Consider the following 25,962-nt stretch of genomic DNA (forward strand, 5'->3'; position numbering starts at 1 on the left):
CCGGGGTTTGTGTTTTCAGCATTCATGCAACGCCGTATTCCTCGCGCCACGCAGCCTCAATAATCGCCAACAACTGAGGCCTGTACCAAGGCTCCCAGCCCACCCTCTGCTTAAGCTCCACGCCAAATCCGGGCAACGCCGGAAGATGCGCGAGCGCGTCCAGCTTATTCAAGCCCTGCACTTGGGCGAACCAAGGCAGAAGCGTCACGCCAACTCCTGCGTGGACCGCCGAACGCAAGGACATCAGATCTTCACACTCGTACACACAGCGCCACTTGACCCCACTCTCTTCGAGACGTCGAATCGCCAGACTCCTGAACACGCAAGGCGCCTTGAACAAGGCCAGCGCCACTTCCTGGCCAGCCACCAGGGCCGCTCCACGCTCACCACCCAGCCATACCAACGAGAGCTCGTGCAAAGGCTGTCCAGCGACTTTTTGCAACTCGTCAATCATCAGACAAACATCGACTCGCCCCTCATTGAAAGCCTCCGCGAGCACTGCGGATCGCGCCACTTTGACCACAATTCGTACTACAGGTAATTCAAGCGCGACAGCAGGAATAACGCGCTGCAGGATCTCCTCGCTGAAATACTCGGGAATGCCCAACGTCACGGACTCCTGAGTGCGACTGACATCAAACAGGCTCCCCACCTTATCGTTGACGCTAACCATCTGCTGGGCGTAGCCGGTCAGGCGCTCACCCTCAAGCGTGAGCAACACCTGACGGTTATCGCGGGCAAAAAAGCTCAACACCTAGCAAATCCTCCAACCGCCGAATCTGCTGACTGATCGCCGGCTGAGTCAGGCTCAGCGCCTGCGCAGCCCGAGTAAAACTACCCAACTCAGCGACCTTGAGAAAACTGCGCAGCGACTGAATATCAAGATTGACTCTCATGACACACCAATGCGAGTGAGTAAATACGCCAAGCATTAGTGCTAGGCACCCGGCATTTCTGTCAATACCACTTACTTCGTCCGCGAATGATTCATCAAATAAACCCCAACCGCCGAAACAACAAACCCCACAATCGCCACCACACTGGGAACTTCACCCAACACCAACGACGCCATGATCTGCGCAACAGCAGGAATCACATGAAACAAGTTAGTCGCCTTACTTGCCTCACCCCGGCGAATCATCAAATACAGCAGCGTCAGCGCCCCAACTGAATTCATCAACGTGATCCAGGCCACCGATGCTGCAAATGGTGCCCATTCAGTCACGCGCATGGTTTCGGTGGTGTAGGCCAGCAGCAACATAACCAGCGACGCGACAACCATTTGAATGAAGCAGCCCACCCACAGGTTCACGCCACCTAGAAAGCGCTTCTGATAGAGCGTGCCGAACGTGATACCCAACAACGCCAGGCCCACTGCGCCGTACCCGCCTAATGACGCCTCGGAGCCGGAAAGGCTGCTGGCTACGACAATGACCACACCGCCGACGCCCAGGATGGACCCAGGCAGGTCGCGCCAACTCAATTGCTCACCTAAAAAGCAATAAGCACCGATCACGACAAATACCGGCATCAACCCAACAATCAAGGCGGCTTGCCCTGCCGGAACGCCCTGACTAATGCCGGTGTACAAGCCACCGAACTGCAACGCCTGCAGAAGCACCCCAACTGCAGCAGCGTGGAGGTAAGGCGTCAGCTTTTTCGGCCATTCAGCTTTAATCGCAAGTGAAACTCCCAGGAAAACCAGCGCCGCCAGGGCAAATCGATAGAACGTCATGGTGAACGGCTCGCCATAACGGACGCCGAACGCGCCGCCGATGTAACCGGAGCTCCACAGCAGAATGAAGGCAATGGGTAACGGTGAGGTGAGACGTACTTCGTAGCTTTTGTGGGCAACCGGACTCATGACACTCTCCAAATTGACTTGAAGAGGTAAACTGCGCCAAGCCCTGGCATCCGTAAAATCATAAAATGTCAGGCTCATCATGCAGATTGCTTATGCAGGTTCACTGAATAAACCCAATCAAATGTGGGAGCTGGCTTGCCCGCGATAGCGGTGGGTCAGTTGCAGCTGTATCAACTGACAGACAGCCATCGCAGGCAAGCCAGCTCCCACATCGACCGAGTTTCTCCAGCCACATCATCCTTGAGGCCGTTTATGACCTGGCAACCCCACATCACCGTCGCCACCATCGTCGAAGACAACGGCCGCTTCCTCATGGTCGAAGAACTGAAAAACGGCCGCGCCGTACTCAACCAGCCCGCCGGCCACCTCGACCCGCATGAAACCCTCACCGAAGCCGCCGTGCGCGAAACCCTCGAAGAAACCGGCTGGGATGTGGAAGCCACCGGCATCGTCGGCATCTACCTCTACACCGCCCCGAGCAATGGCGTGACCTATCAACGGGTTTGCTTCATCGCCAAGGCCCTGAAACACCACCCGGACTATCAACTCGACGAAGGCATCATCCGCGCCCGCTGGCTGACCCGTGACGAGCTGCTGGCCGTGCGCGAAGACTGGCGCAGCGAGCTGATCATCCGCTGTATCGATGATTATTTGGCCGGCCAGCGCCACAGCCTGGAATTGATCCGCCCTTCTCTTTAGCCTTGAAGGCCCGAGCCTGATAGAATCGCGTCCTTTTTCAAGACACCCGTTGAAACCCTATGCGTGATCCAGCCCCTTCTGACACACAAAAGAAGCGCGTCATCGTCGGCATGTCCGGCGGCGTGGATTCTTCCGTTTCCGCCGTTCTGCTCATGGAGCAGGGTTATGAGGTGGAAGGCCTGTTCATGAAGAACTGGGAAGAAGACGATGGAACGGAATATTGCACCGCCATGGACGACCTGGCGGACGCCCAGGCCGTGTGCGACAAGATCGGTATCAAGCTGCACACCGCCAACTTCGCCGCCGAGTACTGGGACAACGTGTTCGAGCACTTCCTGGCCGAGTACAAGGCCGGTCGCACGCCGAACCCGGACATCCTGTGCAACCGTGAAATCAAGTTCAAGGCGTTCCTCGACTACGCCATGATGCTGGGCGCCGACCTGATCGCCACTGGCCACTACGTGCGCCGCCGCGACATCGATGGCCGCACCGAATTGCTTAAAGGCCTGGACCCGAACAAGGACCAGAGCTACTTCCTGCACGCCGTCGGCGGCGAACAGATCGCCAAGACCCTGTTCCCGGTGGGCGAGCTGGAAAAACCCGAAGTACGCAAGATCGCCGAAAAGCACGGCCTGACCACGGCCAAGAAGAAGGATTCCACCGGGATCTGCTTTATCGGCGAGCGCCGCTTCAGCGACTTCCTCAAGCAATACCTGCCGGCACAACCGGGCGAGATCAAGACCACCGACGGTGACGTCATCGGCCGCCACCACGGCCTGATGTACCACACCATCGGCCAACGCCAGGGCCTGGGCATCGGCGGTTTGAAAGACGCCGGTGAAGAGCCGTGGTACGTGCTGGTCAAGGACCTGGAAAACAACGAGCTGATCGTCGGCCAGGGCAACGAGCACCCGCTGCTGTTCTCCGGCGCCCTGCTGGCTTCGGAAATCTATTGGGTCAACCCGATCGACCTGAGCACCCCGCGCCGCCTGACCGCCAAGGTGCGCTATCGCCAAAGCGACCAGCCCTGCACCCTGGAAAAGACCGCCAGCGGCTACCGCGCCACCTTTGATGACCCGCAACGCGCGGTCACTCCAGGCCAGTCCGTGGTGTTCTATGACGGCGAAATCTGCCTGGGCGGCGGCGTGATTGAAATCGCCGAAGCCTGGAGCCAAAAGGCATGAGCCCGACCCAGGAACAATTGACGGCACTGGGCGGGGTCTTCCTCGCCGCCGTCCTGGTGGACAAGATCGCCAAGACCGGCCAGGTCACCGAGGCGGGCCTGACCTGCATGCTCGGCAGCCTGTTGATCCGCGACCCCAAGGACACCCTGGAAGTCTACGGCGGCGACGACATCGCCCTGCGAGAAGGCTACCGCGCGCTGATCGGCGCCCTGGAGCGCGACCCCAGCACCCTGCAGCGCGAGCCGTTGCGCTACGCCCTGTCGATGCTCGGCCTGGAGCGGCAACTGGCCAAGCGCGAGGACATGCTGGAAGTCATCGGCAAGCGCCTGCCACAGATTCAAGCCCAGGTGGAACACTTCGGCCCGGCCCACGAAAACGTGATCGCCGCCTGCGGTGCGCTGTATCAGGACACCTTGAGCACCTTGCGCCAGCGGATCCAGGTCCACGGCGACATGCGCAACCTGCAACAACCGAACAACGCCTCGAAAATCCGCGCCCTGCTCCTGGCCGGTATTCGTTCGGCGCGGTTGTGGCGCCAGTTGGGCGGTCATCGTTGGCAGTTGGTGATCAGCCGGCGCAAATTGCTCAAAGAGCTTTACCCGTTGATGCGCAACGAATAAGTCGCAGCAACCGCATTTTTTCAAGCGTTACGCGTAATACGCCGGTCAGTTGGCGACGGACCGGCGGATTTTTTCATGTATGATACGCGCCCCATTTCGTTGCCCGACTGTCCGAGAACACCCCATGCAGCTCTCTTCGCTCACTGCGGTTTCCCCTGTTGACGGCCGCTACGCCGGCAAAACCCAGGCCCTGCGCCCTATTTTCAGCGAATACGGTCTGATCCGTGCTCGTGTTCTGGTTGAAGTGCGCTGGCTCCAGCGCCTGGCCGCTCACCCCGCCATCAGCGAAGTGCCGGCGTTTTCCGCCGAGGCCAACGCTGTGCTCAACACCCTGGCGGAAAACTTTTCCCTGGAGCACGCCGAGCGTGTGAAAGAGATCGAGCGCACCACCAACCACGACGTCAAAGCCATCGAGTACCTGCTCAAAGAGCAAGCCGCCAAGCTGCCGGAACTGGCGCAGGTCAGCGAGTTCATCCACTTTGCCTGCACCAGCGAGGACATCAACAACCTGTCCCACGCCCTGATGCTGCGCGAAGGCCGTGATGACGTAATGCTGCCGCTGATGCGCCAGACCGCCAACGCCATCCGCGAACTGGCGATCCGTTTCGCCGACGTGCCGATGCTGTCGCGCACCCACGGTCAGCCGGCCTCGCCGACCACCCTGGGCAAAGAACTGGCCAACGTGGTGTACCGCCTGGAGCGTCAGATCGCTCAGGTCGCGGCCGTGCCGCTGCTGGGCAAGATCAACGGCGCCGTGGGCAACTACAACGCCCACCTCTCCGCCTACCCGGAAATCGACTGGGAAGAAAACGCCCGCGCCTTCATCGAAGACGAGCTGGGCCTGGGTTTCAACCCGTACACCACGCAGATCGAGCCGCACGACTACATCGCCGAGCTGTTCGACGCCATTGCGCGCTTCAACACCATCCTGATCGACTTCGATCGCGATATCTGGGGCTACATCTCCCTGGGCTACTTCAAGCAGCGCACCATTGCCGGTGAAATCGGTTCGTCGACCATGCCACACAAGGTCAACCCGATCGACTTCGAAAACTCCGAAGGCAACCTCGGCATCGCCAACGCCCTGTTCCAGCACCTGGCCAGCAAGTTGCCGATCTCCCGCTGGCAGCGCGACCTGACCGACTCCACCGTACTGCGCAACCTCGGCGTGGGCTTCGCTCACAGCGTGATCGCGTACGAAGCCAGCCTCAAAGGCATCAGCAAGCTGGAGCTTAACGCGCAGAAGATCGCCGCTGACCTGGACGCGTGCTGGGAAGTCCTGGCCGAGCCGATCCAGACCGTGATGCGCCGCTACAACATCGAAAACCCGTACGAGAAGCTGAAAGAATTGACGCGCGGCAAGGGCATCAGCCCTGAGGCGCTGCAAACTTTCATCGACGGCCTGGACATGCCAGCCGCGGCCAAGGCCGAGCTGAAACTGCTCACCCCGGCCAACTACATCGGCAACGCTGTAGAGCAAGCCAAGCGCATCTGATCATCGCAAGACCCTTTGAGACGCCCGGCCGCGCCGGGCGTTTTTATTCCAGTCTGAAAAGTGCTTTCTTTCAATAGGTTACACATGAATCCTGACATCCCTCTTCAACTTCTGGGCGGCATCACGGCACGGGAATTCCTGCGCGACTACTGGCAGAAAAAACCGCTGCTGATCCGCCAGGCGATCCCCGATTTCGAAAGCCCGATCGACGCCGACGAACTGGCCGGCCTGGCCCTGGAAGAAGAAGTCGAGTCGCGCCTGGTGATCGAACACGGCGAACGTCCGTGGGAGCTGCGTCGCGGCCCGTTCGCCGAAGATGCTTTCGGCGCCCTGCCCGAGCGCGAGTGGACCCTGCTGGTACAAGCCGTCGACCAGTTCGTGCCGGAAGTCGCCGAGCTGCTGGAGCAGTTCCGCTTCCTGCCAAGCTGGCGCATCGACGACGTGATGATCAGCTTTGCCGCACCCGGCGGCAGCGTTGGCCCGCACTTCGACAACTACGATGTGTTCCTGCTGCAAGCCCAGGGCAAGCGCAACTGGAAAATCGGCCAGATGTGCAACTCCGAGAGCCCGCTGCTGCAACACGCAGACCTGCGCATCCTCGCCGAATTCGAAGAAAGCGCCGAATGGGTGCTGGAGCCGGGCGACATGCTCTACCTGCCACCGCGCCTGGCCCACTTCGGCATCGCCGAAGACGACTGCATGACCTACTCCGTGGGTTTCCGTGCACCGAGCGCGGCCGAAGTGCTGACCCACTTCACCGACTTCCTCGCCCAGTACCTGACCGACGAAGAGCGCTACACCGACGCCGACGCCCAGCCGGTCAGCGACCCGCACCAGATCCAGAGCGACGCCCTCGACCGCCTGAAAAGCCTGCTGGCCGAGCACATGAGCGACGAGCGCATGCTGCTGACCTGGTTCGGCCAGTTCATGACCGAGCCGCGCTACCCGGAACTGGTGGCCGGCGAAGAGCTGGGCGAGGACGACTTTATCGGCGCCCTGCAAGACGGCGCGATCCTGGTGCGCAACCCGAGCGCGCGCATGGCCTGGTCGGAAGTGGACGACGACGTCTTGCTGTTCGCCAGCGGCCAGAGCCGTTACCTGCCGGGCAAACTGCGCGAGCTGCTGAAACTGATCTGCGCCGCCGACGCCCTGCACGCCGAAAACCTCGGCCCGTGGCTGGCGGACGAAGACGGCCGCGACCTGCTGTGCGAACTGGTCAAGCAAGGAAGCCTGGGGTTTGCCGATGAATAAGATTCACGTAAGTGTCGCGGACTGGCAAAAGGATATCGCCGAGATACGGCGCATTCGTGAAGCGGTATTTATCGCTGAACAATCGGTACCCCCAGAGCTGGAATGGGACGCAGACGACGCTGACGCCGTGCATTTCCTCGCCTTCGAAGGCGACTTTCCGATTGGCACCGCCCGCTTGCTGCCCAGCGGCGAGATCGGGCGCGTGTCGGTGCTCAAGGATTGGCGCGGGCTTAAAGTCGGCGACAAGCTGATGGAAGCGGTGATTGGCGTCGCCGAGCAACGCGGCCAGGCCAAGCAGTTCCTCAGTGCGCAGGTGTATGCGGCGCCGTTTTATGAGCGACTGGGGTTCAAGATCGTCAGTGAGGAGTTTCTTGAAGTCGGGATTCCCCATGTCGATATGGTGCGCGAGGGCTGATCCGAGACCGCGTCGCCTGCATCGCAGGCAAGCCAGCTCCCACAGGTGATCGCATTCCAAAGGATGTACTCGGTCAAATGTGGGAGCTGGCTTGCCTGCGATGCCTTTTGCAGCAACACCCCAAAATGCCCTGCCCTGCCAGGGCATTTTGCCGTCTACGATTCAACTTGCGCCCCGCCAGGCCGACAAACTGGCACTATCAAGCCTAATGACTCGCAGAGATAACGGATATGTCCCTACGCACCCTGCTCACCGCTCTCCTGCTGGCCACCAGCGTCACGGCCATGGCCGACACCGAAGTGGTCAACCTGAGCAACCGCACCAGCGCCGACCTGCTGCCCGTGGCGCAGAACTTCATCGGCAAGGACGGCACCGTCAGCGCCTACGGCAACCAGCTTATTGTCAAGGCCGACCCCGGCAAGATCCAGGACCTGCGCGCCCTGCTCGCGCAACTCGACACCCCGGCCAAGCGCCTGCTGATCACCGTCGACACCAACGAGAACAACCAGCAGAACAGCGGCGACAGCCAGACCCGCATCATCAGCTACGGCACCGCCAGCCGCGACGGCGGCGTGCAGCAGATCCAGGCCAGCGAAGGCGTGCCGGCGCTGATCCAGGTCGGCCAGAGCGTGCCGCTGACCACCACCCAACCGGACGCCTACGGCCGCCCGCAAAACCAGACCCAATACCGCAACGTGACCCAGGGCTTCTACGTGACCGCCAGCGTCACCGGCGAGACCGTTCACCTGGCCATCAGTACCAACCGTGACCGCATGAGCCAGGAACGTCCCGATGTAGTGAACGTGCAAAGTACCGACACAACCGTCAGCGGCCGCTTGGGTGAATGGATCCCTCTGGCCGGGATCAACCGCGAGACCCAGGCCGACAAATCCTCTGGAACCCGCACCTACTCTACTCAGGGCCGCGATGACCTGACTTTGCGGGTCAAGGTCGACACCCTGAACTGAAGCACCAAAAACTGACTGATGAGTCGTCTTAGACTAAAGATGTAGTGCTTGAAAATAAGCACTACAAAACATTTGACGAGCCAAAAAAGCATGGGCATGATGGCCTCGCTCCCGCTAATCAGGGGCCCTGGCAAGGGCCTTCGGATCGCGCTCCAAGCTACCCACCCGAGCCGATTCGTGTCTGTACCGCCCACAAGGTGTGTTTGACGAGGTTGCGACTGGAACGAAGTTGTCCCGAGGGACGGAAGCCAACCAGGTAACCCGGCTACACACTGATGGTTCGTACAAAGGCCCACGACGCCCGAAGACTGCCCGCAGTTCGCCCCTACCTGCTCAACTCCTCCTCTCGCAACACGTTCATCCCGTCGCATTCCCCGCCAGACCCGACATGACCGCCTAAGCTTCTGGTCAGCGAGCAGCCCTGCCCACGCATCGATTGCACGGCTGGAAAACGGATCTTCTAAACAAGACGCGACGAGGTTTACTCCCATGGCACTGACACGCGAACAGCAAATTGCAGCCCTCGAAAAAGACTGGGCTGAAAACCCACGCTGGAAAGGCGTGACCCGCGCTTATTCCGCTGCTGACGTCGTCCGCCTGCGTGGCTCGGTTCAACCGGAGCACACCTTTGCAAAACTCGGCGCCGAGAAGCTGTGGAACCTGGTCACCCAAGGTGCCAAGCCGTCCTTCCGTCCCGACAAAGATTTCGTCAACTGCATGGGCGCCCTCACTGGCGGCCAGGCAGTGCAACAGGTAAAAGCCGGCATCCAGGCGATCTACCTGTCCGGCTGGCAAGTGGCAGCGGACAACAACTCCGCTGAATCCATGTACCCCGACCAGTCGCTGTACCCGGTGGATTCGGTTCCAACCGTGGTCAAGCGCATCAACAACTCGTTCCGTCGTGCCGACCAGATCCAGTGGAAAGCCGGCAAGAACCCAGGCGACGCAGGCTACATCGACTACTTCGCGCCAATCGTGGCTGACGCCGAGGCTGGTTTCGGCGGCGTACTCAACGCCTACGAGCTGATGAAGAGCATGATCGAAGCAGGTGCTGCCGGCGTGCACTTCGAAGACCAACTGGCGTCGGTGAAGAAATGCGGTCACATGGGCGGCAAGGTATTGGTGCCAACCCAGGAAGCCGTACAGAAGCTCACCGCCGCACGTTTGGCGGCTGACGTTGCCGGTACACCGACCATCATCCTGGCCCGTACCGACGCCAACGCCGCGGACCTGCTGACATCGGATTGCGACCCGTACGACCAGCCGTTCGTCACTGGCGAACGCACCCAGGAAGGTTTCTACAAGGTGCGTGCCGGTCTCGACCAGGCCATCGCCCGCGGCCTCGCCTACGCGCCGTACGCTGACCTGATCTGGTGCGAAACCGCCAAGCCAGACCTGGACGAAGCCCGTCGCTTCGCCGAGGCGATCAAGAAGGAATACCCGGACCAACTGCTGTCCTACAACTGCTCGCCTTCTTTCAACTGGAAGAAGAACCTGGACGACGCGACCATCGCCAAGTTCCAGCGCGAACTGTCCGCCATGGGCTACAAGCACCAGTTCATCACCCTGGCCGGCATTCACAACATGTGGCACAGCATGTTCAACCTGGCGCACGACTACGCCCGCAACGACATGACTGCCTACGTGAAGCTGCAAGAGCAGGAATTCGCCGACGCCGCCAAAGGCTACACCTTCGTGGCGCACCAGCAGGAAGTGGGCACCGGCTACTTCGACGATATGACCACCGTGATCCAGGGCGGCTCCTCGTCCGTGACCGCGCTGACCGGTTCGACCGAAGAAGAACAGTTCCACTAAGCACCGCGTACACGGCCACTGCGGCCCCAAGGAAGACCTAACCGCAGTGCCGCAAAAAATCACGCCCCGACCTGTTCGGGGCGTTTTTTTGCGCTGATAAAAATCCGACTGACACCACACAGATCAAAATGTGGGAGCTGGCTTGCCTGCGATGGCGGTGGGCGAGACACTCGATTCATCTCTGACGCACCGCCATCGCGGGCAAGCCCGCTCCCACAAGGGGAATGCATTCATTCAGAAGATTTTTGGCAAAACATTGATCCAGAGCGGTATTCGCGCTGACCAGATCGGCTAAAAGATCCCCGTCATCAACTAAGCAGCAATCAAGCAAGTAACGACAACTTCCCCCGCCACACGCGAAACATTCGCTTAAACCCCACGCAAACAATATTCATTATCATTTGGCGCATGAAAACTTCGTTACAGCTTAAACAAAACACATTTGATTAAATGCCCGCTAATGCCCACCACACAAGGGTTGCAGCCCCATCGAGGTGCACTATGTCCTTATTCCATCGAATAATTTCGCTATAGGAATTTTACTTGCCCGGTGTTTAGCCATAAAATCACCGCGATTGATTGCAGTGCGACATATCGTCACTGCATCGTTACTTTTTTAAGCTCAGAGACCCTTGCTCTCTGTTAAGGACTTCCAGCATGACCGAAGCGACAGGACTCATGGCCCACAACTGGGGCTTTGCCATTTTCCTTCTCGGTGTTGTCGGCCTTTGCGCCTTCATGCTCGGTGTCTCCAGCCTCCTCGGGTCAAAAGCCTGGGGCCGCAGCAAAAACGAACCGTTCGAGTCCGGCATGCTACCTACAGGTGGCGCCCGCTTGCGGCTCTCAGCCAAATTCTATCTGGTCGCGATGCTGTTCGTGATCTTCGATATCGAAGCCCTCTTTCTCTTTGCCTGGTCTGTGTCCGTCCGCGAAAGCGGCTGGACCGGATTCGTCGAAGCTCTCGTTTTCATAGCAATTCTGTTGGCAGGCCTTGTCTACCTATTCCGAGTGGGCGCCCTTGACTGGGCTCCGGAAGCTCGTCGTAAGCGGCAAGCGAAGCTGAAACAATGAGGCTTTGGCGATGCAATACAATCTCACCAGGATCGACCCGGATGCTCCTAACGATCAGTACCCTATCGGCGAACGGGAAACCGTCTCCGATCCGTTAGAAGATCAAGTCCACAAAAACATCTACATGGGCAAGCTGGAAGACGTGCTGAGTGGCGCGGTCAACTGGGGGCGTAAAAACTCCCTGTGGCCGTACAACTTCGGCCTTTCGTGCTGCTACGTGGAAATGACCACTGCCTTCACGGCGCCCCACGACATCGCACGCTTCGGCGCCGAAGTTATCCGGGCATCACCGCGCCAGGCGGATTTCATGGTTATCGCCGGCACCTGCTTCATCAAGATGGCGCCGATCATCCAGCGTCTCTACGAGCAAATGCTCGAACCGAAGTGGGTTATCTCCATGGGTTCGTGCGCCAACTCCGGTGGCATGTACGACATCTACTCCGTTGTCCAAGGGGTGGACAAGTTCCTGCCCGTGGATGTCTACGTGCCCGGCTGCCCGCCCCGCCCCGAAGCGTTCCTGCAAGGCTTGATGCTGTTGCAGGAATCGATTGGCAAGGAGCGTCGCCCACTGTCCTGGGTCGTCGGCGATCAAGGCGTTTACCGCGCCGAGATGCCTTCGCAAAAGGAACAGCGCCGCGAACAGCGAATCGCAGTGACCAACCTGCGCAGCCCCGACGAAGTCTGATCCAGTCCGCTTCTTTTTATAGAACGAAAACCTGGCTTCATTCTTTACGTTGACCGAAAGCGATAAAAAAACCATGACTACAGGCAGCGCTCTGTACATCCCGCCTTATAAGGCAGACGACCAGGATGTGGTCGTCGAACTCAATAACCGTTTTGGCCCTGACGCCTTCACCGCCCAGGCCACGCGCACCGGCATGCCGGTGCTGTGGGTGGCGCGCGCCAAGCTCGTCGAAGTCCTGACCTTCCTGCGTAACCTGCCCAAGCCGTACGTCATGCTCTATGACCTGCATGGCGTGGACGAGCGTCTGCGCACCAAGCGTCAAGGGCTGCCGAGCGGCGCCGACTTCACCGTGTTCTACCACCTAATGTCGATCGAACGTAACAGCGACGTGATGATCAAGGTCGCGCTGAGCGAAAGCGACCTGAGCGTCCCGACCGTGACCGGTATCTGGCCGAACGCCAGCTGGTACGAGCGTGAAGTCTGGGACATGTTCGGTATCGACTTCCCGGGCCACCCGCACCTGACGCGCATCATGATGCCGCCCACGTGGGAAGGTCACCCGCTGCGCAAGGACTTCCCTGCCCGCGCCACCGAATTCGACCCGTTCAGCCTCAACCTCGCCAAGCAGCAGCTTGAAGAAGAAGCCGCGCGCTTCCGTCCGGAAGACTGGGGCATGAAACGCTCCGGCACCAACGAGGACTACATGTTCCTCAACCTGGGCCCGAACCACCCTTCGGCTCACGGTGCCTTCCGTATCATCCTGCAACTGGACGGCGAAGAAATCGTCGACTGCGTGCCGGACATCGGCTACCACCACCGTGGTGCCGAGAAGATGGCTGAGCGCCAGTCGTGGCACAGCTTCATCCCGTACACCGACCGTATCGACTACCTCGGCGGCGTGATGAACAACCTGCCGTACGTGCTCTCGGTCGAGAAGCTGGCCGGCATCAAGGTCCCGGACCGCGTCGACACCATCCGCATCATGATGGCCGAGTTCTTCCGCATCACCAGCCACCTGCTGTTCCTGGGTACCTATATCCAGGACGTCGGCGCCATGACCCCGGTGTTCTTCACTTTCACCGACCGTCAGCGCGCCTACAAGGTCATCGAAGCCATCACCGGTTTCCGCCTGCACCCGGCCTGGTACCGCATCGGCGGCGTGGCCCACGACCTGCCGAACGGCTGGGAGCGCCTGGTCAAGGAATTCATCGACTGGATGCCCAAGCGTCTGGACGAGTACCAGAAGGCCGCGCTGGACAACAGCATCCTCAAGGGTCGGACCATCGGCGTCGCTGCCTACAACACCAAAGAGGCCCTCGAATGGGGCGTCACCGGTGCTGGCCTGCGTTCCACCGGTTGCGATTTCGACCTGCGCAAGGCGCGCCCGTACTCCGGCTACGAGAACTTCGAATTTGAAGTACCGCTGGCGGCCAATGGCGATGCCTACGACCGTTGCATCGTGCGCGTCGAAGAAATGCGCCAGAGCCTGAAGATCATCGAGCAGTGCATGCGCAACATGCCGGCCGGCCCGTACAAGGCGGATCACCCGCTGACCACGCCGCCGCCGAAAGAGCGCACGCTGCAACACATCGAAACCCTGATCACGCACTTCCTGCAGGTTTCGTGGGGCCCGGTCATGCCGGCCAACGAATCCTTCCAGATGATTGAAGCGACCAAGGGTATCAACAGTTATTACCTGACGAGCGATGGCGGCACCATGAGCTACCGCACCCGGATTCGTACCCCAAGCTTCCCGCACTTGCAGCAGATCCCTTCGGTGATCAAAGGCGAGATGGTCGCGGACTTGATTGCGTACCTGGGTAGTATCGATTTCGTTATGGCCGACGTGGACCGCTAAGCATGAACAGCACGCTTATCCAGACAGACCGTTTCACCCTCAGTGAAACCGAGCGCTCGGCCATCGAGCACGAGTTGCATCACTACGAAGACCCGCGCGCGGCGTCGATCGAAGCCTTGAAGATCGTCCAGAAGGAACGTGGCTGGGTGCCGGACGGCGCCCTCTACGCCATCGGCGAGATCCTCGGCATCCCGGCCAGCGACGTTGAAGGCGTGGCCACGTTCTACAGCCAGATCTTCCGTCAGCCCGTAGGCCGCCACATCATTCGCGTGTGCGACAGCATGGTCTGCTACATCGGTGGCCACGAGAAAGTGGTCGACGCGATCCAGACCAAACTGGGCATCGGCCTCGGCCAGACCACCGCAGACGGGCGTTTCACCCTGCTGCCGGTGTGCTGCCTGGGCAACTGCGACAAGGCGCCGGCGTTGATGATCGACGACGACACATTCGGTGACGTGCAGGCAGCTGGCGTGACCCAATTGCTCGAGGGCTACCCATGACCCTTACATCTTTCGGCCCGGCCAACCTGATCAAGCGTTCGCCTGAAACCCACCCGCTGACCTGGCGCCTGCGTGACGATGCCGAGCCTGTCTGGCTCGACGAGTACCAGGCCAAGAACGGTTACGCAGCGGCGCGCAAGGCCTTCGCCGACATGGCCCAGGACGATATCGTCCAGACCGTGAAAGACGCCGGCCTCAAAGGTCGCGGCGGTGCAGGCTTCCCCACGGGCGTTAAGTGGGGCCTGATGCCAAAAGACGAATCCATCAACATCCGCTACCTGCTGTGCAACGCGGATGAAATGGAGCCGAACACCTGGAAAGACCGCATGCTGATGGAGCAACTGCCCCATCTGCTGATCGAAGGCATGCTCATCAGCGCCCGCGCGCTGAAAACCTACCGTGGCTATATCTTCCTGCGGGGCGAGTACACCACCGCCGCCAAGCACCTCAACCGTGCCGTGGAAGAAGCCAAGGCAGCGGGCCTGCTGGGCAAGAACATCCTCGGTTCGGGTTTCGACTTCGAACTGTTCGTGCACACCGGCGCCGGGCGTTATATCTGCGGTGAAGAAACCGCACTGATCAACTCCCTCGAAGGCCGCCGCGCCAACCCGCGCTCCAAGCCGCCCTTCCCTGCCGCCGTGGGCGTGTGGGGCAAGCCGACGTGCGTGAACAACGTCGAGACCCTGTGCAACGTGCCGGCGATCATCGCCGACGGCGTGGACTGGTACAAATCGTTGGCCCGCGAAGGCAGCGAAGACATGGGCACCAAGCTCATGGGCTTCTCCGGCAAGGTCAAGAACCCTGGCCTGTGGGAACTGCCGTTCGGCGTCACCGCACGCGAACTGTTCGAGGACTACGCCGGCGGCATGCGCGACGGCTACACCTTGAAAGCCTGGCAGCCAGGCGGCGCCGGTACCGGTTTCCTGCTCCCTGAGCACCTCGACGCACAGATGTATGCCGGCGGCATCGGCAAGGTCGGCACCCGGATGGGTACCGGCCTGGCGATGGCGGTGGACAACACCGTGAACATGGTCTCGCTGCTGCGCAACATGGAACAGTTCTTCGCCCGCGAATCCTGCGGCTTCTGCACCCCATGCCGCGACGGTCTGCCGTGGAGCGTGAAACTGCTGATGGCCCTGGAAAACGGCGAAGGCCGCGAGGGCGACATCGAGACCCTGCTGGGTCTGGTCGGTTTCCTCGGCCCAGGCAAGACGTTCTGTGCGCACGCACCGGGCGCCGTGGAGCCATTGGGCAGCGCTATCAAATACTTCCGCTCGGAGTTCGAAGCCGGCATCGCGCCTACCAGCGCCGCCGTCCCGCCTCTGGCGAGGCCGATCGTAGTCGGCGCGTAACGCTTAAAGAAGCGAAGGGTCCGTGCCCTTCGCTTTCTCATGTGCCGGCGCCTTAACGGCTGTGTAGATGCACATGAATAACAAGATTCCATTAGCCACGCCCGCTGACAACGGGCCAACGAAGAACTTTGAACCATGGCCACTATCCACGTAGACGGCAAAGCGCTCGAAGTCGATGGGGCGGACAACCTGTTACAGGCGTGTCTGTCACTCGGCCTCGACATCCCGTATTTCTGCTGGCACCCCGCGCTTGGTAGCGTCGGTGCCTGTCGCCAGTGTGCGGTCAAGCAATACACCGACGAGAACGACACCCGTGGTCGTATCGTCATGTCGTGCATGACCCCAGCCACCGACAACACCTGGATCTCCATCGAAGATGAAGAATCCAAGGCGTTCCGCGCCAGTGTCGTCGAATGGCTGATGACCAATCACCCCCACGACTGCCCGGTCTGTGAGGAAGGCGGTCACTGCCACCTGCAAGACATGACAGTGATGACCGGCCACAACGAGCGCCGTTATCGCTTCACCAAGCGTACCCACCAGAACCAGCAACTGGGCCCGTTCATTTCCCACGAAATGAACCGCTGCATCGCCTGCTACCGCTGCGTGCGCTTCTATAAAGACTACGCCGGCGGTACTGACCTCGGCGTGTTCGGCGCCCACGACAACGTGTACTTCGGTCGCGTTGAAGACGGCGTACTGGAAAGCGAGTTCTCCGGCAACCTCACCGAGGTCTGCCCGACCGGTGTGTTCACCGACAAGACTCACTCCGAGCGCTACAACCGCAAGTGGGACATGCAGTTCGCCCCGAGCATCTGCCATGGCTGCTCCAGCGGTTGCAACATCTCCCCGGGCGAGCGCTACGGCGAACTGCGTCGCATCGAAAACCGCTTCAACGGTTCGGTCAACCAGTACTTCCTGTGCGACCGTGGCCGTTTCGGCTATGGCTACGTCAACCGCACAGACCGCCCACGCCAGCCTCTGCTGGCCGGTGGCGCCAAGCTGAGCCTGGACGACGCGCTGGATAAAGCCGCCGACCTGCTGCGCGGCCGCAACATCGTCGGCATCGGTTCGCCGCGCGCCAGCCTCGAAAGCAACTTCGCCTTGCGCGAACTGGTCGGCGCCGAGCACTTCTACAGCGGTATCGAAGCCGCCGAGCTGGAGCGCATCCGCCTGGTCCTGCAAGTGCTGAACGACAGCCCGCTGCCAGTCCCGAACATGCGCGACATCGAAGACCACGACGCCATCTTCGTCCTCGGCGAAGACCTGACCCAGACCGCTGCCCGCGTGGCCCTGTCCCTGCGCCAGTCGGTGAAAGGCAAGGCCGAAGACATGGCCGACGCCATGCGCGTCCAGCCATGGCTCGACGCCGCGGTGAAAAACATCGGCCAGCACGCGCTGAACCCGCTGTTTATCGCCAGCCTGGCTGAGACCAAGCTCGACGACATCGCCGAAGAATGCGTGCACGCCGCACCGGACGACCTGGCCCGCATCGGTTTCGCCGTGGCCCACGCCCTCGACGCCAGCGCCCCTGCCGTCGAAGGCCTGGACAGCGAAGCCGTGGCCCTGGCCCAGCGTATCGCCGACGCCCTGCTGGCTGCCAAGCGTCCACTGATCATTGCCGGCACCTCGTTGGGTTCCAAGGCGCTGATCGAAGCCGCAGCCAACATCGCCAAAGCCTTGAAGCTGCGCGACAAGAACGGTTCCATCAGCCTGGTGGTGCCGGAAGCCAACAGCCTTGGCCTGGCCATGCTCGGTGGCGAGTCCCTGGACGCTGGCCTGCAAGCGGTGATCGACGGCAACGCCGACGCCATCGTGGTGCTGGAAAACGACCTGTACACCCGCACCGATGCCGCCAAGGTTGACGCGGCACTGGACGCAGCCAAGGTGCTGATCGTCGCCGACCACCAGACCACCGCCACCAGCGAACGGGCCGACCTGGTGCTGCCAGCCGCCACCTTCGCCGAAGGCGACGGTACCCTGGTCAGCCAGGAAGGCCGCGCCCAGCGCTTCTTCCAGGTGTTCGATCCGAAGTACATGGACGCCAGCATCCTGGTTCACGAAGGCTGGCGCTGGCTGCATGCCCTGCGCGCCACCCTGCTGAACCAGCCGATCGACTGGACCCAGCTCGACCACGTGACCGCCGCTACCGCTGCCAGCACGCCGCAACTGGCGCGCATCATCGATGCTGCGCCATCCGCCGCGTTCCGCATCAAGGGCATGAAACTGGCCCGTGAACCGCTGCGTTACTCCGGTCGTACCGCCATGCGCGCCAATATCAGCGTGCACGAACCACGTACGCCGCAAAGACCCGGATACCGCGTTCGCCTTCTCCATGGAAGGCTACTCGGGTTCGGCCGAACCCCGTCAGCAGGTGCCATTCGCCTGGTCGCCGGGCTGGAACTCGCCGCAGGCCTGGAACAAGTTCCAGGACGAAGTCGGTGGTCATATCCGCGCTGGCGACCCGGGCACCCGCCTGATCGAAAGCACCGGTGACGCCCTGAACTGGTTCGCTGCCGTACCGCGTCCGTTCAACCCGGCCCAGGGCACCTGGCAGGTTGTGCCGTTCTTCCACCTGTTCGGCAGCGAAGAGAACTCTTCCAAGGCCGCACCGGTGCAAGAGCGCATCCCTGCTGCCCTACGTGTCCGTGGCCAAGTCCGAAGCCGACCGCCTTGGCGTCAACGAAGGTGCCCTGCTCAGCCTCAACGTGGCCGGCCAGACCCTGCGTCTGCCGCTGCGTATCAATGAAGAGCTGGGCGCTGGCCTGATCGCACTGCCTAAAGGCATCGCCGGTATTCCTGCGGCGATCTTTGGCAAAACCGTTGACGGTCTGCAGGAGGCAGCGCAATGACTTGGTTCACGCCGGAAGTAATTGACGTGATCATTTCGGTGGTCAAGGCCATCGTGATCCTGTTGGCCGTGGTCGTCGCGGGCGCCCTGCTCAGCTTCGTCGAACGTCGCCTGCTGGGCTGGTGGCAGGACCGTTACGGTCCGAACCGCGTTGGCCCGTTCGGCATGTTCCAGATCGCGGCCGACATGCTGAAAATGTTCTTCAAGGAAGACTGGACCCCGCCGTTTGCCGACAAGGTGATCTTCACCCTGGCACCGGTCGTGGCCATGAGCGCCTTGCTGATCGCCTTCGCGATCATCCCGATCACCCCGACCTGGGGCGTGGCGGACCTGAACATCGGCTTGCTGTTCTTCTTCGCCATGGCCGGCCTGTCGGTCTACGCGGTGCTGTTCGCCGGTTGGTCGAGCAACAACAAGTTCGCCCTGCTGGGCAGCTTGCGGGCTTCGGCCCAGACCGTGTCCTACGAAGTGTTCATGGGCCTGGCGCTGATGGGCATCGTGGTGCAGGTGGGCTCGTTCAACATGCGCGACATCGTCGAGTACCAGGCGCAGAACCTGTGGTTCATCATTCCGCAGTTCTTCGGCTTCTGTACCTTCTTCATCGCTGGCGTCGCCGTGACTCACCGTCACCCGTTCGACCAACCGGAAGCGGAACAGGAACTGGCCGACGGTTACCACATTGAATACGCCGGCATGAAATGGGGCATGTTCTTCGTCGGTGAGTACATCGGCATCATCTTGATCTCGGCCCTGCTGGTCACGCTGTTCTTCGGCGGCTGGCACGGTCCGTTCGGCATCCTGCCGCAGTTGGCGTTCTTCTGGTTCTTCCTCAAGACCGCGTTCTTCATCATGTTGTTCATCCTGCTGCGCGCTTCCATTCCGCGTCCACGATACGACCAGGTGATGGATTTCAGCTGGCGCTTCTGCCTGCCGCTGACCCTGATCAATTTGCTGGTGACGGCTGCCGTTGTGTTGTTGAACACGCCAGCCGGCGCGGTTCAGTGAGGATTTGACCCATGTTCAAATATATTGGCGACATCGTTAAGGGTACTGGTACCCAGTTGCGAAGCCTGGTGATGGTTTTCGGCCATGGCTTCCGCAAACGCGACACCCTGCAATACCCGGAAGAAGCGGTGTACCTGCCGCCGCGTTATCGCGGCCGTATCGTGCTGACCCGCGACCCCGATGGCGAAGAGCGTTGCGTAGCCTGCAACCTGTGCGCCGTGGCGTGCCCGGTGGGTTGCATCTCCCTGCAGAAAGCTGAAACCGAAGACGGTCGCTGGTACCCGGACTTCTTCCGCATCAACTTCTCGCGCTGCATTTTCTGCGGCCTCTGCGAGGAAGCTTGCCCGACCACCGCGATCCAGCTGACACCGGATTTCGAGATGGCCGAGTTCAAACGTCAGGACCTGGTGTACGAGAAAGAAGATCTGCTGATCTCTGGTCCCGGTAAAAACCCTGATTACAACTTCTATCGTGTTGCAGGTATGGCCGTTGCCGGTAAGCCGAAAGGCGCCGCACAAAACGAAGCCGAGCCGATCAACGTGAAGAGCTTGCTGCCTTAAGGAAGAAAGATGGAATTCGCTTTCTATTTCGCGTCCGGTATTGCAGTGGTGTCCACGCTTCGCGTGATCACCAACACCAATCCTGTGCACGCCCTGCTCTACCTGATCATTTCGTTGATCGCCGTGGCCATGACCTTTTTCAGCCTCGGCGCACCGTTCGCCGGTGTCCTGGAAGTGATCGCCTACGCGGGCGCCATCATGGTGCTGTTCGTGTTTGTGGTGATGATGCTCAACCTGGGGCCGGCTTCGGTCGCCCAGGAGCGCGTCTGGCTCAAGCCCGGCATCTGGCTCGGCCCGGTGATCCTGGCAGCCCTGCTGCTGGGTGAACTGCTGTATGTGCTGTTCGCTCACCAGAGCGGCCAGGCCATCGGCCACACCACCGTAGACGCCAAGGCCGTGGGCATCAGCCTGTTCGGCCCGTACCTGCTGGTGGTCGAACTGGCTTCGATGCTGCTGCTCGCCGCAGCCATCACCGCCTTCCACTTGGGCCGCAACGAAGCCAAGGAGCAATGACGATGCCTGCTATTCCTTTGGAGCATGGTCTGGCGGTCGCCGGCATCCTGTTCTGCCTTGGCCTGGTCGGCCTGATGGTCCGCCGTAACATTCTGTTCGTGTTGATGAGCCTGGAAATCATGATGAACGCCGCCGCACTGGCGTTCATCGTTGCCGGCGCACGTTGGGGCCAGCCGGATGGACAAGTCATGTTCATCCTGGTGATCAGCCTGGCAGCCGCCGAGGCCAGTATTGGCCTGGCGATCCTGCTGCAACTGTATCGTCGCTTCCACACGCTTGATATCGACGCTGCCAGTGAGATGCGCGGATGAACATGATCTTTCTGACTTTCGTATTCCCCCTGATCGGTTTCCTGCTGCTGTCGTTCTCTCGCGGGCGCTGGTCGGAAAACCTGTCTGCCCTGGTGGGCGTGGGCTCCATTGGCCTGTCGGCCATCGTGACCGCCTACGTCATCTGGCAATTCAACGTGGCGCCGCCGGAAGGCGGTCACTACACCCTGGTGCTGTGGCAGTGGATGTCGGTGGAGGGCTTCAAGCCCAACTTCGCCCTCTACGTCGACGGCCTGTCGATCACCATGCTTGGCGTGGTCGTCGGCGTGGGCTTCCTGATCCACCTGTTCGCGTCCTGGTACATGCGCGGTGAAGCCGGTTACTCGCGCTTCTTCTCGTACACCAACCTGTTTATCGCCAGCATGCTGTTCCTGGTGCTGGGCGATAACCTGTTGTTCCTGTACTTCGGCTGGGAAGGCGTGGGCCTGTGCTCGTACCTGTTGATCGGTTTCTACTACAGCAACCGCAACAACGGTAACGCGGCACTCAAGGCCTTTATCGTCACCCGTATCGGCGACGTGTTCATGGCCATCGGCCTGTTCATCCTGTTCCAACAGGTGGGTACGCTGAACATCCAGGAACTGCTGGTGCTGGCGCCGCAGAAATTCCAGGTCGGCGACTTCTGGATCACCCTGGCGACCCTGATGCTGCTGGGCGGCGCCGTGGGTAAATCCGCGCAACTGCCGCTGCAAACCTGGCTGGCGGATGCGATGGCCGGTCCTACCCCGGTTTCCGCACTGATTCACGCGGCAACGATGGTAACCGCCGGTGTCTACCTGATCGCCCGTACCCACGGCCTGTTCACCCTGGCGCCGGAGATCCTGCATCTTGTCGGCATCGTCGGTGGCGTGACCCTGGTCCTGGCCGGCTTCGCTGCCCTGGTACAGACCGACATCAAGCGTATCCTCGCCTACTCGACCATGAGCCAGATCGGCTACATGTTCCTGGCCCTGGGCGTTGGCGCCTGGGACGCGGCGATCTTCCACCTGATGACCCACGCCTTCTTCAAGGCCCTGCTGTTCCTCGCGTCCGGTGCGGTGATCGTTGCCTGCCACCACGAGCAGAACATCTTCAAGATGGGCGGCCTGTGGAAGAAACTGCCACTGGCCTACGCCAGCTTCATCGTCGGTGGTGCCGCCCTGGCCGCCCTGCCGTTGGTGACTGCCGGTTTCTACTCCAAGGATGAAATCCTCTGGGAAGCGTTCGCCAGCGGTAACCAGAACCTGCTGTACGCAGGCCTGGTGGGTGCGTTCATGACCTCGCTGTACACCTTCCGCCTGATCTTCATCACCTTCCACGGTGAAGCCAAGACCGAAGCGCACGCAGGCCACGGCATCTCCCACTGGCTGCCCTTGTCGGTGCTGATCATCCTGTCGACCTTTGTCGGCGCCCTGATCACCCCGCCACTGGCTGGCGTGCTGCCAGAAAGCGCCGGCCATGCCGGTGGCGCTGCCAAGCACAGCCTGGAAATCGCCTCGGGCGCCATCGCCATCGCCGGTATCCTGCTGGCCGCGCTGCTGTTCCTCGGCAAGCGTCGCTTCGTGACCGCCGTGGCCAACAGTGGCATTGGCCGCTTCCTGTCGGCCTGGTGGTTCGCTGCCTGGGGCTTCGACTGGATCTACGACAAACTGTTCGTCAAGCCATACCTGGCCATCAGCCATGTACTGCGCAAAGACCCGCTCGACCAGACCATCGGTTTGATCCCGCGCGCCGCCAAGGCCGGTCACACCGCCCTGAGCCGCAGCGAGACAGGCCAACTGCGTTGGTATGCAGCGTCCATGGCTGCCGGTGCCGTGCTGGTGATCGGCGCCATCGTCGTGGTAGCTGTGTGACTATGAACTTTGCCAACTTTGCGAACTTGCGAAAGGAAACGAGCCTGTCATGATTCTGCCCTGGCTAATCCTGATCCCCTTTATCGGCGGCCTGCTCTGCTGGATGGGTGAACGCTTCGGCGCCACCCTCCCCCGCTGGATTGCGTTGCTGACCATGTCCCTGGAACTCGCACTCGGCCTCTGGCTGTGGGCCCATGGCGACTATTCATTCGCTCCGGCACCGGGTGTCGATCCAACGTTCGCGCTTGAATTCAAGCACGTGTGGATCCAGCGCTTCGGCATCAACGTGCACCTGGCCCTCGACGGCCTGTCGCTGTTGATGATCCTGCTGACCGGCCTGCTGGGTATCCTCTCGGTACTCTGCTCGTGGAAAGAGATCCAGCGTCACGTGGGCTTCTTCCACCTGAACCTGATGTGGATCCTGGGCGGTGTGGTTGGCGTGTTCCTCGCCCTCGACCTGTTCATGTTCTTCTTCTTCTGGGAAATGATGCTGGTGCCGATGTACTTCCTCATCGCGCTCTGGGGTCACAGTTCTTCGGACGGCAAGAAAACCCGGATCTACGCGGCGACCAAGTTCTTCATCTTCACCCAGGCCTCCGGCCTGATCATGTTGGTGGCGATCCTGGGTCTGGTACTGGTCAACTTCAACACCACCGGCGTGATCACGTTCAACTACGCCGACCTGTTGAAAACCAAGATGTCCCTGACCACCGAGTACATCCTGATGCTGGGCTTCTTCATCGCCTTCGCGGTGAAGCTGCCGGTGGTGCCGTTCCACTCCTGGTTGCCTGACGCTCACGCCCAGGCGCCGACCGCGGGTTCCGTGGACCTGGCCGGTATCCTGCTGAAAACCGCGGCCTACGGCCTGCTGCGTTTCGCCCTGCCGCTGTTCCCGAATGCCTCGGCCGAGTTCGCGCCGATCGCCATGACCCTGGGTCTGATCGGGATCTTCTACGGTGCGTTCCTGGCCTTCGCCCAAACCGATATCAAGCGTCTGATTGCCTTCTCGTCCGTTTCCCACATGGGCTTCGTACTGATCGGCATCTACTCCGGTAGCCAGCTCGCGCTACAAGGCGCCGTGATCCAGATGTTGGCCCACGGTGTTTCCGCCGCTGCGCTGTTTATCCTGAGTGGCCAGTTGTACGAGCGCCTGCACACCCGTGACATGCGTGAAATGGGTGGCGTGTGGTCGCGCATCGCGTACCTGCCGGCGATCAGCCTGTTCTTCGCTGCGGCCTCCCTGGGCTTGCCGGGTACCGGCAACTTCATCGGCGAGTTCCTGATCCTGATGGGTGCCTTCGTGCAGACGCCGTGGATCAGTGCCATTGCGACGTCCGGCCTGGTGTTCGGTTCGGTCTACTCGTTGATCATGATCCACCGCGCCTACTTCGGCCCGGCCAAGTCCGACACCGTCCTGCAAGGGATGGATGCTCGCGAACTGATCATGGTGCTCGGCCTTGCTGTGCTGCTGATCTACATCGGCGTGTACCCGCAACCGTTCCTGGACACTTCTGCCGCGACGATGCATGGCGTGCAGCAGTGGTTCGGCACCGCCTTCTCTCAACTCGCTTCGGCCCGGTAAGAGCGCTATGGAATTCACGATCCAACACTTTATCGCGCTTGCGCCGCTGCTGATTACCAGCCTCACCGTTGTCGCGGTGATGCTGGCCATCGCCTGGCGCCGCAATCACTCGCAAACGTTCCTGCTGTCCTGCGCCGGGTTGAACCTGGCCCTGCTGTCGATCATTCCGGCCCTCAAGGTCGCACCACTGGCGGTCACGCCACTGATGATGGTCGATGACTTCGCCCTGCTGTACATCGCGCTGATCCTGGTGGCCACGTTGGCCTGCGTCACCCTCGCCCACGCCTACCTCGGCGAAGGCGGCACCGGCTACCCAGGCAACCGCGAAGAGCTGTACCTGCTGATCCTGCTGGCTGCGGCCGGTGGCATCGTGCTGGTCAGCGCGCAGCACCTGGCGGGCCTGTTCATCGGCTTGGAACTGCTGTCGATCCCGACCTACGGCCTGGTGGCCTATGCCTTCTTCAACAAGCGCTCTTTGGAAGCCGGCATCAAGTACATGGTGCTGTCGGCGGCGGGTTCCGCGTTCCTGTTGTTCGGTATGGCCCTGCTCTACGCCGAAGCCGGCAGCCTGAGCTTCACCGGTATCGGCCACGCCCTGGCCGCCACCGGCATGCCTGCACCGATTGCCCAACTGGGCCTGGCGATGATGCTGATCGGCCTGGCGTTCAAGCTGTCGCTGGTGCCGTTCCACTTGTGGACCCCGGACGTGTACGAAGGCGCCCCGGCGCCGGTGGCCGCGTTCCTGGCCACCGCGTCGAAAGTGGCTGTGTTTGCGGTGATGGTGCGTCTGTTCCAGATCTCCCCTGCTGCCAACACCGGCGTGTTGAGCGACGTACTGACCGTGATCGCCATTGCGTCGATCCTGTTCGGTAACCTGCTGGCCCTGACCCAGAACAACCTCAAGCGTCTGCTGGGTTACTCCTCCATCGCGCACTTCGGCTACCTGCTGATCGCCCTGGTGGCGAGCAAAGGCTTGGCCGTGGAAGCCATGGGCGTGTACCTGGTCACCTACGTGATCACCAGCCTGGGTGCATTCGGTGTGATCACGCTGATGTCCTCGCCGTTCAAAGGCCGTGACGCCGACGCCCTGTACGAGTATCGCGGCCTGTTCTGGCGCCGTCCGTACCTGACCGCCGTACTCACCGTGATGATGCTGTCCCTGGCCGGCATTCCACTGACTGCGGGCTTTATCGGCAAGTTCTACATCGTCGCCACCGGCGTTGAAGCCCACGAATGGTGGTTGGTTGCCTCCCTCGTGCTGGGTAGCGCCATCGGCGTGTTCTACTACTTGCGCGTGATGGTCACCCTGTACCTGATCGAGCCAAACCTGCGCCGTGTGGATGCCGAGCTGCATTGGGAACAGAAGGCAGGCGGCGTGATGCTGCTGGCCATCGCCCTGCTCGCGTTCTTCCTGGGTGTGTACCCACAACCGTTGCTCACTTTGGTGCAGCATGCGGTGTTGGGCGTTTGATCGCTTAAGTCACTGCGGTAAACAAAACGGCGCCTTCGGGCG

At 61.0% G+C, this 25,962-nt stretch carries 23 protein-coding genes and 1 pseudogene; 21 read left to right on the plus strand and 3 right to left on the minus strand.

Going from position 1 to position 25,962, the window contains the following annotated elements; translation table 11 throughout:
- Positions 1 to 22: 22 nt before the first annotated feature.
- Genes PSH87_RS16680 through PSH87_RS16685 form a run of 3 tightly spaced genes read right to left on the minus strand, consistent with a single transcriptional unit; the run spans position 23 to position 1,864 of the window.
- A complete protein-coding gene (locus PSH87_RS16680; RefSeq protein WP_305430281.1) occupies positions 23 to 754 on the minus strand; it encodes a LysR substrate-binding domain-containing protein in 732 nt (243 codons plus the stop codon).
- Positions 729 to 932 (minus strand): LysR family transcriptional regulator, encoded by a 204-nt coding sequence (locus PSH87_RS28865; RefSeq protein ID WP_370695275.1) that lies wholly within the window; start codon positions 930 to 932, stop codon positions 729 to 731. Before PSH87_RS28865 ends, PSH87_RS16680 begins: the two co-directional genes overlap by 26 nt.
- 35 nt (positions 933 to 967) lie before the next feature.
- Entirely contained in the window at positions 968 to 1,864 is an 897-nt protein-coding gene (locus PSH87_RS16685; protein ID WP_305430282.1) for a DMT family transporter, read from the minus strand.
- Positions 1,865 to 2,116: 252 nt separating this feature from the next.
- Here PSH87_RS16685 and PSH87_RS16690 point away from each other — a divergent pair, with 252 nt between their 5' ends.
- The 21 genes and pseudogenes from PSH87_RS16690 to nuoN all read left to right on the plus strand — a co-directional run bounded on the left by PSH87_RS16690 (position 2,117) and on the right by nuoN (position 25,920).
- Positions 2,117 to 2,563 (plus strand): NUDIX hydrolase, encoded by a 447-nt coding sequence (locus tag PSH87_RS16690; RefSeq protein ID WP_017737159.1) that lies wholly within the window; start codon positions 2,117 to 2,119, stop codon positions 2,561 to 2,563.
- Between the two features lie 59 nt (positions 2,564 to 2,622).
- On the plus strand, positions 2,623 to 3,747 hold the full coding sequence (mnmA, locus tag PSH87_RS16695) for a tRNA 2-thiouridine(34) synthase MnmA (protein WP_305430283.1): 1,125 nt from the start codon (positions 2,623 to 2,625) through the stop codon (positions 3,745 to 3,747).
- Positions 3,744 to 4,367, plus strand: coding sequence for a high frequency lysogenization protein HflD (gene hflD, locus PSH87_RS16700; protein ID WP_305430284.1), 624 nt, complete (start codon positions 3,744 to 3,746; stop codon positions 4,365 to 4,367). Before mnmA ends, hflD begins: the two co-directional genes overlap by 4 nt.
- A gap of 124 nt (positions 4,368 to 4,491) precedes the next feature.
- Complete coding sequence (gene purB / locus PSH87_RS16705; RefSeq protein ID WP_017737156.1) at positions 4,492 to 5,862, plus strand: adenylosuccinate lyase; 1,371 nt, start codon at positions 4,492 to 4,494, stop codon at positions 5,860 to 5,862.
- A gap of 84 nt (positions 5,863 to 5,946) precedes the next feature.
- The gene (locus PSH87_RS16710) at positions 5,947 to 7,113 is read left to right on the plus strand and encodes a cupin domain-containing protein (protein WP_207043784.1); all 1,167 of its coding nucleotides are present in this window, start codon (positions 5,947 to 5,949) and stop codon (positions 7,111 to 7,113) included.
- Entirely contained in the window at positions 7,106 to 7,528 is a 423-nt protein-coding gene (locus PSH87_RS16715) for a GNAT family N-acetyltransferase (RefSeq protein ID WP_305430287.1), read from the plus strand. Before PSH87_RS16710 ends, PSH87_RS16715 begins: the two co-directional genes overlap by 8 nt.
- 230 nt (positions 7,529 to 7,758) lie before the next feature.
- Positions 7,759 to 8,496: a secretin N-terminal domain-containing protein gene (locus PSH87_RS16720; protein WP_305430288.1), complete on the plus strand. Its 738-nt coding sequence runs from the start codon at positions 7,759 to 7,761 to the stop codon at positions 8,494 to 8,496.
- 489 nt (positions 8,497 to 8,985) lie between these two features.
- Entirely contained in the window at positions 8,986 to 10,311 is a 1,326-nt protein-coding gene (gene aceA, locus PSH87_RS16725; RefSeq protein ID WP_017737152.1) for an isocitrate lyase, read from the plus strand.
- A 657-nt stretch (positions 10,312 to 10,968) separates the two neighbouring features.
- Positions 10,969 to 11,382 carry an NADH-quinone oxidoreductase subunit A gene (locus tag PSH87_RS16730; RefSeq protein ID WP_003219575.1) on the plus strand — a complete coding sequence of 138 codons (414 nt, stop codon included), beginning with the start codon at positions 10,969 to 10,971 and terminating at the stop codon, positions 11,380 to 11,382.
- Between the two features lie 10 nt (positions 11,383 to 11,392).
- Positions 11,393 to 12,067, plus strand: a complete 675-nt coding sequence (locus PSH87_RS16735; RefSeq protein ID WP_012724951.1) for an NADH-quinone oxidoreductase subunit B family protein — start codon at positions 11,393 to 11,395, stop codon at positions 12,065 to 12,067.
- 73 nt (positions 12,068 to 12,140) lie between these two features.
- A complete protein-coding gene (gene nuoC / locus PSH87_RS16740) occupies positions 12,141 to 13,925 on the plus strand; it encodes an NADH-quinone oxidoreductase subunit C/D (RefSeq protein WP_026136827.1) in 1,785 nt (594 codons plus the stop codon).
- 2 nt (positions 13,926 to 13,927) lie between these two features.
- Positions 13,928 to 14,425, plus strand: a complete 498-nt coding sequence (gene nuoE, locus PSH87_RS16745; RefSeq protein WP_017737149.1) for an NADH-quinone oxidoreductase subunit NuoE — start codon at positions 13,928 to 13,930, stop codon at positions 14,423 to 14,425.
- Positions 14,422 to 15,777 (plus strand): NADH-quinone oxidoreductase subunit NuoF, encoded by a 1,356-nt coding sequence (gene nuoF, locus PSH87_RS16750; RefSeq protein ID WP_003174722.1) that lies wholly within the window; start codon positions 14,422 to 14,424, stop codon positions 15,775 to 15,777. The genes nuoE and nuoF overlap by 4 nt, the downstream gene beginning before the upstream one ends.
- 135 nt (positions 15,778 to 15,912) lie before the next feature.
- Positions 15,913 to 18,629, plus strand: a pseudogene (gene nuoG, locus PSH87_RS16755) (NADH-quinone oxidoreductase subunit NuoG).
- Positions 18,626 to 19,633: an NADH-quinone oxidoreductase subunit NuoH gene (nuoH, locus tag PSH87_RS16760; protein ID WP_017137518.1), complete on the plus strand. Its 1,008-nt coding sequence runs from the start codon at positions 18,626 to 18,628 to the stop codon at positions 19,631 to 19,633. Before nuoG ends, nuoH begins: the two are co-directional and overlap by 4 nt.
- Before the next feature lie 11 nt (positions 19,634 to 19,644).
- Entirely contained in the window at positions 19,645 to 20,193 is a 549-nt protein-coding gene (gene nuoI / locus PSH87_RS16765; protein ID WP_003174725.1) for an NADH-quinone oxidoreductase subunit NuoI, read from the plus strand.
- Between the two features lie 9 nt (positions 20,194 to 20,202).
- Entirely contained in the window at positions 20,203 to 20,706 is a 504-nt protein-coding gene (gene nuoJ / locus PSH87_RS16770) for an NADH-quinone oxidoreductase subunit J (protein ID WP_003219561.1), read from the plus strand.
- 2 nt (positions 20,707 to 20,708) lie between these two features.
- Positions 20,709 to 21,017: an NADH-quinone oxidoreductase subunit NuoK gene (gene nuoK / locus PSH87_RS16775; RefSeq protein ID WP_003174727.1), complete on the plus strand. Its 309-nt coding sequence runs from the start codon at positions 20,709 to 20,711 to the stop codon at positions 21,015 to 21,017.
- Positions 21,014 to 22,867 (plus strand): NADH-quinone oxidoreductase subunit L, encoded by a 1,854-nt coding sequence (nuoL, locus tag PSH87_RS16780; protein ID WP_017737146.1) that lies wholly within the window; start codon positions 21,014 to 21,016, stop codon positions 22,865 to 22,867. Before nuoK ends, nuoL begins: the two co-directional genes overlap by 4 nt.
- A gap of 49 nt (positions 22,868 to 22,916) precedes the next feature.
- A complete protein-coding gene (gene nuoM, locus PSH87_RS16785; RefSeq protein ID WP_017737145.1) occupies positions 22,917 to 24,449 on the plus strand; it encodes an NADH-quinone oxidoreductase subunit M in 1,533 nt (510 codons plus the stop codon).
- 7 nt (positions 24,450 to 24,456) lie between these two features.
- Entirely contained in the window at positions 24,457 to 25,920 is a 1,464-nt protein-coding gene (nuoN, locus tag PSH87_RS16790; protein ID WP_017737144.1) for an NADH-quinone oxidoreductase subunit NuoN, read from the plus strand.
- Positions 25,921 to 25,962: the final 42 nt, after the last annotated feature.

The sequence above is a fragment of the Pseudomonas sp. FP453 genome (genome assembly GCF_030687495.1).
Taxonomy (GTDB): domain Bacteria; phylum Pseudomonadota; class Gammaproteobacteria; order Pseudomonadales; family Pseudomonadaceae; genus Aquipseudomonas.